Origin of the sequence: Aliivibrio fischeri (genome assembly GCA_038993745.2) — a bacterium.
In the GTDB taxonomy this organism is placed as follows: domain Bacteria; phylum Pseudomonadota; class Gammaproteobacteria; order Enterobacterales; family Vibrionaceae; genus Aliivibrio; species Aliivibrio fischeri_B.
In genome coordinates this window covers 259047-273978 of sequence record CP160629.1, presented here as the reverse complement: position 1 = coordinate 273978, position 14932 = coordinate 259047, and the positions used below count along the sequence as shown (strand labels likewise).

At 40.3% G+C, this 14932-nt stretch carries 10 protein-coding genes and 1 pseudogene; 6 read left to right on the top strand and 5 right to left on the bottom strand.

The features are described 5' to 3' along the window. Positions 1–7 precede the first annotated feature (7 nt). Entirely contained in the window at positions 8–1090 is a 1083-nt protein-coding gene (gene alr, locus AAFX60_001330; protein XDF77900.1) for an alanine racemase, read from the bottom strand. A 12-nt stretch (positions 1091–1102) separates the two neighbouring features. Continuing rightward, positions 1103–2500, bottom strand: coding sequence for a replicative DNA helicase (locus AAFX60_001325; GenBank protein ID XDF77899.1), 1398 nt, complete (start codon positions 2498–2500; stop codon positions 1103–1105). 177 nt (positions 2501–2677) lie between these two features. On the opposite strand from AAFX60_001325, the gene AAFX60_001320 reads away from it, so the two are divergent. Continuing rightward, positions 2678–3682, top strand: coding sequence for a DUF481 domain-containing protein (locus tag AAFX60_001320; GenBank protein XDF77898.1), 1005 nt, complete (start codon positions 2678–2680; stop codon positions 3680–3682). A gap of 11 nt (positions 3683–3693) precedes the next feature. Here the strand turns inward: AAFX60_001320 and AAFX60_001315 are convergent. The 3 genes and pseudogenes from AAFX60_001315 to AAFX60_001305 form a co-directional block, all read right to left on the bottom strand. Further along, positions 3694–6797: pseudogene (locus AAFX60_001315) on the bottom strand (efflux RND transporter permease subunit). Then, positions 6794–8113, bottom strand: coding sequence for an HlyD family secretion protein (locus AAFX60_001310; GenBank protein ID XDF77897.1), 1320 nt, complete (start codon positions 8111–8113; stop codon positions 6794–6796). The pseudogene AAFX60_001315 and the gene AAFX60_001310 overlap by 4 nt, the downstream one beginning before the upstream one ends. Next, complete coding sequence (locus tag AAFX60_001305; GenBank protein XDF77896.1) at positions 8100–8744, bottom strand: TetR/AcrR family transcriptional regulator; 645 nt, start codon at positions 8742–8744, stop codon at positions 8100–8102. Before AAFX60_001305 ends, AAFX60_001310 begins: the two co-directional genes overlap by 14 nt. A 484-nt stretch (positions 8745–9228) precedes the next feature. On the opposite strand from AAFX60_001305, the gene leuA reads away from it, so the two are divergent. The 5 genes from leuA to AAFX60_001280 all read left to right on the top strand — a co-directional run bounded on the left by leuA (position 9229) and on the right by AAFX60_001280 (position 14919). After that, positions 9229–10776: a 2-isopropylmalate synthase gene (leuA, locus tag AAFX60_001300; GenBank protein XDF77895.1), complete on the top strand. Its 1548-nt coding sequence runs from the start codon at positions 9229–9231 to the stop codon at positions 10774–10776. A gap of 81 nt (positions 10777–10857) precedes the next feature. Next, positions 10858–11949, top strand: a complete 1092-nt coding sequence (gene leuB / locus AAFX60_001295) for a 3-isopropylmalate dehydrogenase (GenBank protein ID XDF77894.1) — start codon at positions 10858–10860, stop codon at positions 11947–11949. A 15-nt stretch (positions 11950–11964) separates the two neighbouring features. Next, positions 11965–13380, top strand: a complete 1416-nt coding sequence (gene leuC / locus AAFX60_001290; protein ID XDF77893.1) for a 3-isopropylmalate dehydratase large subunit — start codon at positions 11965–11967, stop codon at positions 13378–13380. Between the two features lie 12 nt (positions 13381–13392). Continuing rightward, positions 13393–13995, top strand: a complete 603-nt coding sequence (gene leuD / locus AAFX60_001285; GenBank protein XDF77892.1) for a 3-isopropylmalate dehydratase small subunit — start codon at positions 13393–13395, stop codon at positions 13993–13995. A 144-nt stretch (positions 13996–14139) separates the two neighbouring features. Continuing rightward, positions 14140–14919 carry a DUF547 domain-containing protein gene (locus AAFX60_001280; GenBank protein XDF77891.1) on the top strand — a complete coding sequence of 260 codons (780 nt, stop codon included), beginning with the start codon at positions 14140–14142 and terminating at the stop codon, positions 14917–14919. Positions 14920–14932 lie beyond the last annotated feature (13 nt).

Here is a 14932-nt window from a genome sequence, read left to right as displayed (position 1 = left end):
ACTCTCATTAGGTGTATTGCATTTGCACACGTGATGTTAATTTAGTCACTAACTCGTAGGCAATAGTTCCAATATGTTCTGCGACTTCTTCAGAAGGAAGATCTCGTCCCCATAAAATGGCTTCATCTCCCACTTTATCTTGAGCATCTGGACCTAAATCAACGGTCAACATGTCCATAGACACTCGACCCGCAATAGGGACTTTACGACCATTAACTAACACTGGCGTGCCATTTGGAGCCGTTCGAGGGTATCCATCACCATAGCCAATCGCAATAACACCAATTTTAGTATCACGCTCACTGGTCCAAATTGCACCATAACCAACACTTTCACCCGCTTTTACATCACGAACTGCGATCAAATGAGAGGTAAGAGTCATGGTAGGCAAATAACCTAATTCTTGTGCTGATTGTTCTGCAAATGGAGAAACGCCATACATAATAATGCCAGGACGAACCCAATCTAAACGACTATCAGGCCAAGCTAATAAGCCTGCAGATGCAGCAAGAGAACGCTCTCCCTGACACCCTTTTGTTAGCGACATAAAGGTATCGATTTGCTCTGTTGTCGTTGAACTATCAAGTTCATCCGCACAGCCAAAGTGGCTCATATAGCGCAAAGGTTTAGCGACATTCTTACAAGCATGTAGTCTATCAACATATTCTTGAAACTCTTCAGGACGAATACCTAAACGGTGCATACCTGAATCTACTTTTAACCAAGCAACAACTGGAAATTCTAAGTCTGTACTTTCTAATGCTTCTAACTGCTCTTTACAATGAATCGCCGTTTGAATGTTATTAGTCACCAAAATAGGCAGGTCACCTGCTGAGTAGAACCCTTCAAGTAATAAAATAGGTTTTACAATACCGCCAGCTCGAAGCTGCAGCGCCTCTTCAATACGAGCGACACCAAATGCATCAGCTCCTTGAGCTCCTTTAGCGATATTCAGCAATCCATGGCCATACCCATTTGCTTTTACAACAGCCAGTAATTTACTACTCGGAGCTTGTTGTTTAATCTTTTGCAAATTGTGGGCAAGTGCAGACATATCAATCTGCGCTGTGGCCGCTTTCATATAACTCATGATTCAGCCTTATTATTCATCATCAAACGCAGGGCCTGCGTAATTATCAAAACGAGAAAATTGCCCTTGGAAAGTCAAGCTAACAGAACCGATAGGACCGTTACGTTGCTTACCAATAATAATTTCAGCGATACCTTTACGATTACTCTCAGGGTTATATACCTCATCACGGTAAATAAACATGATTAAATCGGCATCCTGCTCGATCGCACCCGATTCACGCAAATCCGAGTTAATCGGACGTTTATCTGCACGTTGCTCTAGGGAACGGTTAAGTTGCGACAGCGCCACAACAGGAACGTTCAACTCTTTAGCTAACGCTTTTAACGAGCGTGATATTTCAGAGATCTCTAACGTACGGTTATCTTGCAAGCCAGGTACACGCATTAATTGAAGGTAATCGACCATGATCATACTTAGACCACCAGATTCACGCGCAACACGACGAGCACGTGAACGTAATTCTGTCGGTGTTAAGCCTGAGCTATCATCGATATACATGTTTTTCTTCTGAGTCAAAATGCCCATAGTAGAAGAAATACGAGCCCAATCTTCGTCATCAAGCTGGCCGGTACGAATTTTAGTTTGGTCTACACGAGAAAGAGAAGCCAACATACGCATCATTAGCTGTTCTGCGGGCATCTCTAAAGAAAAGATAAGGACGGGTTTATCTTGGTCCATTGCTGCGTTTTCACATAAGTTCATCGCAAAAGTAGTTTTACCCATCGATGGACGAGCAGCAACGATAATCAAATCTGACCCTTGTAAACCTGCGGTTTTCTTATTGAGGTCAGTAAAACCAGTTGAAACCCCCGTTACCCCATCTTGCGGAGTTTGGTATAAAATCTCGATACGTTCTAACGTTTTCTCTAGAATTGAATCGACATTTTGAGGGCCTTCATTTTCGGTAGTTCGCTCTTCTGCAATGGCAAAAACTTTACTCTCCGCCATATCAAGTAAATCTTCAGAAGTTCGACCCTGAGGATCATAACCTGCATCTGCAATCTCATTCGCAACACCAATCAGGTTACGTACCATTGCACGCTCACGTACAATATCAGCATAAGCATTGATGTTTGCAGCACTTGGCGTGTTTTTAGCTAAATCAGCTAAATAAGCAAAGCCACCTACCGAATCTAAATTTTCATGACGTTCAAGATGCTCTGATAAGGTGATCAAATCCAAAGGCAAACTGTCTTCTAGGATGGCTTTAAGTGATTCAAAAATCAGTCTATGTGGGCGACTATAAAAATCACTTGCCACTACTTTTTCGGCAACCGTATCCCAGCGTTCATTATCAAGTAGCAAGCCACCTAAAACCGATTGTTCAGCTTCTAACGAATGCGGTGGTACTTTTAACGCATCAACTTGTGCGTCTGGTTTGCGATTTTGCTTACGATTATCAGCCATTACTACTCTTTCACCATCCTAAATTTAGCCCTACATTATAACCATTTGGCAAAGGGATGAAATAACTATCCTTCCATCTCCATCACTCCTTTCGCAAAATAAAGATTTTGACTCAAATTTAACTCACGAATGTAATAATATACTTATACTCGTCTACGATTTTATCTCTCAGGATTCATGTGTGTTAAAAAAGGTTTACTTACAGGGCTTATCGCAATCAGTGCATCTGTTCATGCAAGTGAGATCGATATTGAAGACGCAGATACATCATCTTCCTCTCCTAACTCAATCGAAATAGATTATGGAAACGATCGCTCATTATCTCAAAATTGTAGTCTAGAATCGGTTTATACCTCTGGGACGAACTCCCATGTGGATGAAGAAAAATATTATTTATCCAAAGATGACTGTGAAGCAGGGACAAAAGAGTTAACACTTGAGAAAAAACCAAGTATTAACCCTGTCATTAGTCAACTAGAAGCGGAAATGGAAGAACCTGATACAACACCACCTTCACCATGGAAAAGCCAAATTGAATTCGGTTACCAATCAAGTAAAGGTAATGATGATTCTCAATCTCTTAATGGTCGTTTAGAAGCCAGCTACACTGCTGGACAGCATCGTCATACTGGTGAGGTTAAATACTACCTAGCAAAAGATGATGGTGAAACAGATAAAGACCAATTAAGCCTTAATTTACAGAGTGACTATAAAATCAGTCCTGATTACTATCTCTATGCCAACTTTAAAGGGTTAAATACCAAATATAGCGCATACTTCAATGACTATACCTTTTCGGGTGGTTTGGGTTACCAAGTCAGTAATACAGAAAAATTACTATTGGAAGTGGAATTTGGTCCAGGTTTTCGTTACCAAAATCCAAACCTTGATGAAATTGATGATGATGACTTAATCCTGCCAGAGACGGTACAAGAGCCAATTATTCGAACTAATGTGCGTACATCTTGGAAGGCTCTTAGTAACCTAACATTAGCTGGAGAAGTTACCGTCACAGCTGGTCACAGTAACACTCGTGTGGATTCAGAAGTCAGTGTGACAAACAACATCACAGAAGAAATCGCCCTAAAGGTTGCGCAATCACAACAGTATTTAGATCGCGTACCTCCAGGGCTAAGTAATACCGATTCCGTATTCTCAATTAACTTACTGTTTTCATTCTAAGCTCTATCCGTTTAATGAAGTTCTTCATGTTTCTTCACTAAACCAAAGTCAGCTAAAATCGCATAAGCCGCAGGTATCATAAACAACACCAATAAGGTTGAAGTAAAGATACCAAATACGATTGAAACCACTAAAGGCTGAATAACTTGGGCTTGTAAACTGGTCTCTAATAATAATGGCAACAGTCCAGCAGCCGTCGTAATTGAGGTTAAGAATACCGCCCTAAAACGCTCACGACTTGCTTTAATAACTGACTCATAAACAGAATCTCCATCATCAACATGATGTCGTATATATTGCACCAGTAAAATGGAATCATTAACGACGATACCCGCTAAAGAAACGAAGCCCATAATACTTGGCATACTCAGTGGGTGACCTAATAAAACATGTCCCCATAACACGCCAATTAGCGCTAATGGTATCGCTAACATCACCACAAACGGTTCTAAGTAGCTTCTAAATTGGAAGCTGAGAATAACAAATACTCCAAACAATCCAAGCATAAATCCGGTACCTATGGATTGCCCCGTTTCCGCCGAATCTTTCGCTTCACCCTCAAAATCAAAACGCAGTCCTGGGTATTTCTTTTTCAATTCTGGTGCGAGATCTTTTTTAAACTGATTAAGTATTTCTGTTGAGCTAACTTGTGATGCATGAACATCACCAAAAACACTTAACGTTCTTAACCCATTAATTCGCTGTATTCGAACATAATTTCTCTGAAAATCTAACGTAGCAATAGAGGCTAGAGGTATTTGGTCTCCCGTAGGCAAAATGATTGGAAAGTTCTCTAAAGTATGTAAATCACCTGCTTGTTGTTTATTTAAACGCACTTCAATCTCAATGTTCTCAACACCTAATTGAATTTCATCTGCTGTTTGTCCAAAATAAGCAGCACGTAATTGATTAGCAATCAATTGACCCGTCACACCATACGCTTCAGCTCCAGGGCGAAGTTTTACTAATACTTCTTCTTTTCCCATTCTCATGTCATCAAGCACACCATAAACGCCAGCAAAGTCATTCAAATAGGCTTGAACTTCTAACGATGCTGACTTCAATGTGTGTAAATCATCATCCATCATACGAATTTCAATTGCTCGCCCACCCGGCCCCATGGTTGGTTGCTTAAAAACCATCGCTATCGGCTCAGCCAAATCTCCCACTTCCTCACGCCATGCATCAATAAAGTCATCAATTAACGTATTTCTTTTTCCGCACTTAATAAATCTAAACGTATTGTGGCTAAATGAGGACCAGATTCATTGGCGTCAGCATTAGTATTAAATTGCTCGGTAATATGCTCAACTAATGGCGTACCACCTTCCTTTTCTTCACTCCATTGTTTATTCAATTTATTCGCTGCATTAACAATCTTATCTACGACTAATTCAGTTTGAGATAATGAAGACCCTGGGGGCAAAATAATACGCGCTTCGGCAATATCACCATCGAGCTCAGGAAAACCAACAAACTTTAATGCGCCGCCAGATATCAAAGAAAAAGAAACCAATAAACTCGCAATAACGGCACCTAAGAATGCATAACGCCATTCCACCACTTTTGTCACTGCATTCACTAAAGTGGTATTTCTAAAGTGCTCAAAACGATCCAATACTTTCTTTTTAAACCCAGTAATCGGTTTATCGTTTTTTGCCCTGTGTAATGAGTGACTAAGGTGGTTAGGTAAAATTAAAAACGCCTCAATTAAGCTCAATGACAAAACTAAAATCAGAACTTGTGGAATAACCTTTAATACTGCCCCCATTTCTCCCTGTAAAAACATCAAACTACCAAAAATGCACACGGTGGTTAAAAACGAAGACAAGACTCCAGGGAATACTTTTTTAACGCCGTTATACACCGCATCATCAATCTTTTGCCCTCTATCAAGATGAGAAGCAATGGATTCTGCAATTACAATCGCATCATCCATCATGATCCCGATGGCCATTAATAAGGCGACAAGAGACATGATATTAATAGAGAGCCCTAAACTCGCCATTAAGAACAGTCCACCTAAAAAAGCCACGGGCAAACCAGCAGCAACCCAGAAAGAATAGCGGAAAGTAAAAAACAGCCACATGGTTAAGAAAACCAGAATGATCCCCTGCCACCCGTTTTTTACCATCATAGTCAAACGATCCCAAAGCAGCGATGAGAGATCATTAGTCATTTCTAACGTCACGCCATCGGGTGCGACGGATTGCTGATATTCAACAAACTCAGAGACACGATCTTTGATTCGCAGAGCATCGTCAGCTTTATTTTTACTGATCTTAAGTACCGCTGATGGCTTGCCATCAAACAGTACTTTCTGTTCATCAAGTTCAAAACGATCCGTGATAGTGGCAATGTCTCCTAAGCGAAGTAATGCGCCATTCTCTGATGCCCCTATTACCGTTTTTGCTAATTCCTCAGGTGTGGTTTTTCTCTCATCAAAACGAATTAAAAAGTTCTTTTCTGGCGTTTCGATATTACCGCTAGGCAATTTAATGTTTTGTTGAGCTAATTGATTAGCAATATCACTGACATTCAACCCCAACTGACGAATGGCAGTTTCATCTAACTCCACTCGATATTGATGATCAGAAAACCCACTCACCTCAACTAAAGACACGTCATAATCAAGTTTTAAACTTTGCTTTAATTTCTCTGCGTAGGCTTTTAATTCCGGCCATGTCGTATCAGCAGTAATCGCCACATCCACCACTGGTTCATTCCAATCAAGCTCTTGAACAATTGGCGATTCAATCTCTGCTGGAAAGTCATTGATTGAGTCAATTTGAGTTTGTACATCTACCAACATACGCCCGATATCCGCTTTTTCATTAAGCTTAATGACTAATCGAGCTGAGCCTTCTATCGCTTCACATTTAGTTTCTTCAATATTGCCTAAACCATCAACGGCGTCTTCCATTCGAATACAAATGCTCTCTTCCACTTCTTGTGGCGAAGCCCCTGGGTACACAACGCCAGCTAAAATATAAGGAGGACTAAATTCGGGAAATGTCTCTCGTTTTAATTGAGATAAAGAAACCAAACCAAGCAGCAATAAAGTGAGCATTAATAAGTTAGCTGCGGTTGGATGGCGAGCAAAGAACTTGATCATTGAACAGGCTCCTCATCATTATTTGATTTGGCCAAACGCAATTGCATGCCATTAATCGCAGGCAGCAGATCATTTAAGATCAAACGATCATTACTCTTAATATCTCCAACAACGACAACTTGGTTATTGCGTCGATAAACAATCTCAACCGGAAGGATAATTAATTTGTTATCTTGCCCTAATAAATAGATCTTATCGCCATGCAACGCACTTTCAGGGATCACCCACTGCTCTGACGCGTCACCCTCGATCCTTGCCTTCACAAACATCCCATTCACTAATGGTGGCAATGAGTTAGGTTGCAAAGCTCGGTAATTTTGATCTATTTCTAAAATGACACCAACCGTTGCTTGATTTGGATCGACAGTTTCACTAATACGAGCGACTTTCGCTTCCCATTTAGCATCAAAGCGACCACTGCTTAATTCCACATTCGCCGTTAATGGTAATGAATCAATATTTGGCATACCTTGTTCACTTAGCTGAAAAGCTTTCACACTTTGAGCTAATGTCTGCATGTCATGAATAGAGATTTGCGCTTCCATCTCCATGGTTTTAATTCCATGCGCAATAAACATGGTTTGCTGTAGATTAACTACTTGATCCGCTTCAATATCCACCTCAGAAATTCGCACATCTGTTGGTAATATAATCGAAGTTTTTTCTAAAGAGCGTTGCGCTTCTTCTAATTTAGCTTGGTTTACCTTAACCATTGCCGCTGCTACTTTTTTTTCATCAGGCAATAATAAGATTTGATTTTGAATATCTTGAACCACTTTCTGCTGTGCTAAATAGGATTGATTCTGCTGGTCTAAATCCGATTGAGACGTTAACCCTTTCTTTTGCAAATTTATTTTACGGCTTAACTCTTTCTTACTGATAGAAAGTCGGTTTTTTTCTATTTTTAATGTATTTCGAATGTTTTTTTCTTCTAAATCCACTTTTGCTAATTGAGTTTGGCTCGATCCTAAGTCCGCTTCTGCTTGAGCGAGTTTTAACTCATAATCCAATGGATCTATTCTCAGTACTTCAGTTCCGGCTAATAAAATATTTCCTTTATGTAATTCAGGATGGCGATACACCACTTTGCCTGATACTTCCGCAATGGCTTTCCATTCAAACTTCGGTCTGATTTTTCCATAACCAATGGCTTGAGGGGCGATTGATTGAGGCTCTAATAGTTGGATATTGACGACTTTTGAACGGTCTTCAAGTGGCTTAGTTTCAGCGTCTGGACGTAATTTTGTGATAGTAATAAGAACAATCACACCAACTGCAACAACTGGAAAAAAGAGGTATTTCTTATTTATTTTCATTATCTGTATCTCTTTTATTTTTTAATAATCCTTCGCCTAATAAACGAATATTATGTTCTAGTAATTCCATCAAAAACGTTTCATTCAACTCAATATTATGAAGCTCTAACATTTTCTTAGGGGCAAGAAATGGAAAAATCATTAAACTCATTAACGAAAGACGAGCTTTAATTGGATCAACTCCATTTTTAAATAACGCCTTACTTTTTTGGGGATCGAATAATTTGTTTTGCATTGGCTGCAATATCCCAATAATGATTTGCTGAAGTGCCGCTTGCTGTTCACTCTCAGCATCCATAATGCGCAGGATTAATTTAGGAAAGGCTGGAACTTTAATCATGGCCTTATAATACGCTCGCATAAACTCAACCAGATCTTGTTCAGTATCATCTTTTAATAATCGTTGAAATTGCTGCGTAACAGGAGCAATAGTCTCCTTAAACATCGCCTCAAAAAGTCCTTCTTTGTTTCCAAAGTAATAACGGATCATGGCAATATTTACATTAGCATTAGTGGCTATGAGCCTCGTCGATACTTTGTTATAGGGCATGGAAACAAAAAGCTCTCTCGCATGAAAAATGAGTTTTTCTCGAACTTCTGATTCACCTTTAGGCCTTCCTGACTGCTTCATTACCAATAACACCTTATTTACAGTTGACGACTTTAAAGACAGTTAATCACTTGATTAATTATAGATAACTTCCCTCTTTGTTCTAACAAATTAATTCACTCACATTTAATCATTTGATTAATTAAATTCAAAAAGAATCAAAAAGCGAGCAACTCGCACAAATAAACACCAAGGCAATCGTTTTTCTTCTTATTTTGTAACATTTAAGCAAAAAAACATTAATAACCACTGAAAATGGGATTTAGGGGTTGACGATACTTACTGAGTGCGATATTAATTTGTTAATTATTTTTATGGATTGTATTATCAAATGAAAACAGTATCTTCTTTTGCTCTAAACCTCCTCCTGATCGTGAACATCTCACGCGGGTAGGTTATGGACCAAAAGAAACCATAAACCAAATTTTAAAACCCGCTAACCATGGCGGGTTTTTTTATGGATATCCGTCATCAAGGCAAATGACAAACACAAGGAAGCAGGCTCATGAGCGATCAAGTCATTATCTTCGACACCACCCTACGTGATGGCGAACAAGCACTATCAGCAAGTCTAACGGTTAAAGAAAAATTGCAGATTGCTTATGCGCTTGAGCGTTTAGGAGTCGATGTCATTGAAGCCGGTTTTCCGGTGTCATCTCCGGGTGATTTTGAATCAGTAAAAACCATTGCCCAGCATATTAAAAACAGTCGAATTTGTGGTCTTTCTCGTGCTGTTGCAAAAGACATTGATGCCGCAGCTGAGGCGCTAAAAGTCGCTGAAGCGTTCCGAATTCACACCTTCATTTCAACCTCTACCGTTCATGTTCAAGATAAATTACGCCGTAGCTACGATGATGTGGTTGAAATGGGCGTAAAAGCAGTAAAACACGCACGTAAATATACGGATGATGTTGAGTTTTCTTGTGAAGATGCAGGCCGTACTCCTATCGATAATCTATGCCGCATGGTTGAAGCCGCTATTAATGCAGGTGCCAATACCATCAACATTCCTGACACCGTTGGCTATACCGTTCCAGGTGAATTTGGTGGCATTGTTCAAACCCTATTTAACCGTGTTCCTAATATAGATAAAGCCATCATTTCTGTTCACTGTCATGATGATTTGGGTATGTCGGTTGCCAACTCCATTGCTGCTGTTCAAGCAGGCGCTCGACAAGTTGAAGGAACGATTAATGGTATTGGTGAACGTGCTGGTAACTGCTCTCTAGAAGAGATCGCCATGATCCTAAAAACACGTTCTGAATATCTAGGTGTACACACCAACCTTAAACACGATGAGATTCACCGCACCAGTAAACTAGTGAGTCAGCTTTGTAATATGCCAATTCAAAGTAATAAGGCTATCGTAGGCGCAAACGCTTTTAGCCATTCATCAGGCATTCACCAAGATGGCATGCTAAAGAATAAAAACACTTATGAAATCATGACGCCAGAGTCGATTGGCCTTAAAAACCAAGCACTAAACCTAACCAGTCGTTCAGGTCGTGCAGCAGTAAAAAGTCATATGGATGAAATGGGTTATAAAGAAGACGAATACAACCTAGACACCCTTTATGCTGATTTCGTAAAGCTGGCAGATCGTAAAGGACAAGTATTTGATTACGATTTAGAAGCACTAATGCATTTTGCTAACCTGCGCGATGAAGATGACTTCTATAAGTTGAACTATCTAAGTGTGCAATCAGGCAGCGTCATGGCAACCACGAGTATCAAGTTACTTTGTGGTGACGAGGAGAAATGCGAAGCCGCTGTCGGTAATGGTCCTGTAGACGCACTTTATCAATGTATCTACAAACTAACAGGCTACGACATCGTGCTAGATAAGTTTGATTTAACCGCTAAAGGCGAAGGTGAAGATGGCTTAGGTCAAGCAGATATTATTGCCAATTACAAAGGTCGTAAATATCACGGTACCGGTTTAGCGACCGATATTATCGAAGCATCAGGACAAGCACTACTTCACGTAATCAATAGTATTCACCGTGCTGATCAAATTGCTGAAATTAAACAGAAAAAAGTAGAAACCGTTTAGAACCTAAAAATTATAAATAAGCGGAGATAAACCTTTCTCCGCTTTAATTTGCCAAATTATATTGAAGATTAAAGGATTAACATGACAAACAAAACATACAAAATTGCGGTTCTACCAGGTGATGGCATTGGTCCTGAAGTGATGGAACAAGCACATAAAGTTCTGGATGCAATTGAGAAAAAACACGCAATTTCATTTTCACGTGAGCAACATGATGTTGGCGGTATTGCCATTGATAACCACGGTTGCCCACTTCCTGAAAGCACAGTGAAAGGCTGTGAAGAATCTGATGCGGTATTATTTGGTTCTGTTGGTGGCCCAAAATGGGAACACCTTCCACCAAATGACCAACCAGAGCGTGGTGCTCTACTTCCTCTTCGTAAGCACTTCCAACTGTTCTGTAATCTTCGCCCAGCACAGATCCACAAAGGATTAGAAAACTTCTCTCCTCTACGTGCTGATATTTCTGAACGTGGTTTTGATATCGTCGTTGTTCGTGAACTGACGGGTGGTATCTACTTTGGTCAACCAAAAGGCCGTGAAGGTGAAGGTCCTCAAGAGAAAGCGTACGATACTGAAATTTATCATCGTTATGAGATTGAACGCATTGCAAAAATTGCTTTTGAATCTGCTCGTCTACGTAATAAAAACGTTTACTCTATTGATAAAGCTAACGTTCTACAAAGCTCTATTTTATGGCGTGAAGTAGTAGAAGAAGTGGCCAAAGGCTACCCTGATGTAACCCTAAATCATATGTACATTGATAACGCGACCATGCAGCTAATCAAAGATCCATCTCAGTTTGACGTGATGCTATGTTCAAACATCTTTGGTGACATCATCTCTGATGAGTGTGCAATGATCACAGGTTCAATGGGCATGCTTCCTTCTGCTAGTTTAAATGAGAGCAACTTTGGTTTGTATGAACCTGCAGGTGGTTCAGCGCCTGATATCGCAGGTAAAAATATTGCTAACCCTGTTGCTCAGATCTTATCTGCAGCACTCATGCTACGTTATAGCCTAGGTGAAGAAGAAGCAGCACAAAGTATTGAAGCTGCCGTATCTAAAGCGCTATCAGCCGGTGAACTAACGGCAGATCTAGCCGGTGATAAACCAGCACTAACTACATCAGCAATGGGCGATAAAATCGCTGAGTACATTTTGAATTCGTAATTCAAGGAAGAAGCAATGTCTAACGCAAAAACATTATACGAAAAAATTTACGATGCCCATGTTGCCGTTGCAGCTGAAGGCGAAAACCCTATTTTATACATCGACCGCCATTTGGTTCACGAAGTAACGTCACCACAAGCGTTCGACGGTCTACGTGAAAAAGGACGTAAAGTTCGTCAAGTAGGCAAAACCTTTGCAACGATGGATCACAACGTTTCAACACAAACCAAAGACATTAATGCCTCTGGTGAAATGGCACGAATCCAAATGGAAACGCTGTCTAAAAACTGTGAAGAATTTGGTGTTACCCTTTACGATCTAAATCATAAATACCAAGGTATTGTGCACGTAATGGGGCCAGAGCTTGGTATTACTTTACCGGGTATGACGATTGTTTGTGGTGATTCACACACCGCAACTCACGGTGCATTTGGTTCACTAGCATTCGGTATCGGTACTTCAGAAGTTGAGCACGTACTAGCAACACAAACGCTAAAACAAGCACGTGCGAAAACCATGAAAATCGATGTTAAAGGTAAAGTCGCTGAAGGCATCACGGCAAAAGATATCGTGCTAGCAATCATTGGTAAAACAACGGCTGCTGGTGGTACGGGCTACGTAGTTGAGTTCTGTGGCGAAGCAATTACTGACCTTACTATGGAAGGTCGTATGACAGTGTGTAACATGGCCATTGAGCTAGGTGCTAAAGCGGGTCTAATCGCACCAGACCAAACCACATTTGATTACATTGCGGGTCGTAAGTTCTCACCACAAGGTGCAGATTTAGACGCCGCTATCGAATACTGGTCATCATTGAAAACGGATGATGATGCTGAGTTTGATGCAGTCGTTACGCTTGACGCCTCAGAAATTAAACCGCAAGTAACTTGGGGAACCAACCCAGGCCAAGTAATCGCAGTAGATGCACCAATCCCAGCACCAGAAAGCTTTGCTGACCCTGTAGAAAAAGCGTCTGCAGAAAAAGCCTTAGCGTATATGGGTCTTGAAGCGGGTAAATCTCTGTCTGATTACAACGTTGATAAAGTTTTTGTTGGCTCTTGTACTAACTCGCGAATTGAAGACATGCGTGCTGCGGCAGCCATTGCTAAAGGACGTAAAGTTGCCTCTCATGTACAAGCTCTAATTGTTCCAGGCTCTGAGCAAGTAAAAGCACAAGCGGAAAAAGAAGGTCTAGATGTGATCTTTAAAGAAGCAGGCTTTGAATGGCGTCTGCCAGGCTGCTCTATGTGTCTTGCAATGAACAATGATCGTCTAGGTCCACATGAGCGTTGTGCATCTACATCAAACCGTAACTTTGAAGGTCGTCAAGGCCGTGATGGTCGAACTCACCTAGTGAGCCCTGCGATGGCTGCCGCTGCTGCAATTGCAGGTCACTTTGTTGATATCCGCACCATTACAGAACAAGCATAAAAGGAATTTACTATGTCAGGTTTTAAGCAACATACAGGTCTAGTCGTTCCTTTAGATACGGCGAACATTGATACCGATGCCATTATACCAAAGCAATTTCTTCAAAAAGTAAATCGCATTGGTTTTGGTAAACATCTATTTCACGATTGGCGTTTTCTTGATGATGCTGGTGAGCAACCCAATCCAGAATTTGTTATGAACGCACCTCGCTATCAAGGTGCTACCGTTCTACTTGCTCGTGAAAACTTTGGTTGTGGCTCTTCTCGTGAACATGCACCTTGGGCGCTAGCGGATTATGGTATCCAAGTAATGATCGCACCAAGTTTTGCTGATATTTTCTATGGCAACTCAATCAACAACCAAATGGTACCCGTTCGCCTAACTGAATCTGAAGTGGATGAAATTTTTCAGTTCGTTGAAGCGAATGAAGGTGCTGAGGTTACTGTGGATTTAGAAGCAATGTTAGTGACCGCTAACAATAAACAGTATTCTTTTGAAATTGATGAATTTCGCCGCCATTGCCTGCTAAATGGTTTAGATAATATCGGGTTAACACTGCAACATGCTGATAAGATCGCAGAATATGAAGCGAAAATCCCAAGCTTCTTAAAATAGGATTCAGGATTCAGGATTCAGGATTCAGGATTCAGGATTCAGGAAATGTTAGAGGTTGATATGAACGTATCAACCTCTTTTTTGTCTATAAAATAGTGTCATCTATAATCACATATAACTAAACCAAAAGTCAGGAACCCTTTTATGAAAACCTTTATATCCTCGTTACTTTTGCTTTTTTCATTCAATACGTTCGCTGCACCAAAATCTGAATTATGGAGCTACTGGAACGTAAGTAATGAAAAAAACGCCACCACAATATCTCACCAATACTGGCAGCAAACATTAGATAAATACCTTATTACTAAAGGGGAATTCACGCTTTTTGACTATGCTCACGTCACAGATGCAGATGAACGAACGCTCAATAGTTATTTACGTCAAATGAGCCGTATAGACCCAAGAGAGTACAAAAAATCAGAACAATATGCTTATTGGGTTAACCTTTACAATGCTCTTACGGTAAAACTTATCCTAATGGATTACCCAATTGAATCTATTACCAAGCTAGGAGGATTATTCAGCTTTGGTCCTTGGGATGAAGAGATTATTACGGTTGCAGGAAAAGCCCTCACTCTTAATGATATTGAACATCGAATTTTAAGACCGATTTGGAATGATCCTAGAACTCACTATGCCGTAAATTGCGCAAGTTTAGGCTGTCCTAATTTACAACCTAAAGCCTTTACCGCTAGAAACAGCGATAAATTACTAGATAAAGCCGCAACCGAGTTCATCAACAGTGATAAAGGGGTTTTAATTAAAGAAGAGAATGTCCAGCTCTCCTCTATTTATGATTGGTTTGCTATTGATTTTGGTAGTCAACAACAACTATTTGAGCACCTAAAAAAATATCGCCCAGAATTAAAACCATTCAAAGGCGATATTCGTTATGACTATAACTGGAAATTAAATCAACAATAAACCTGATTTCAAA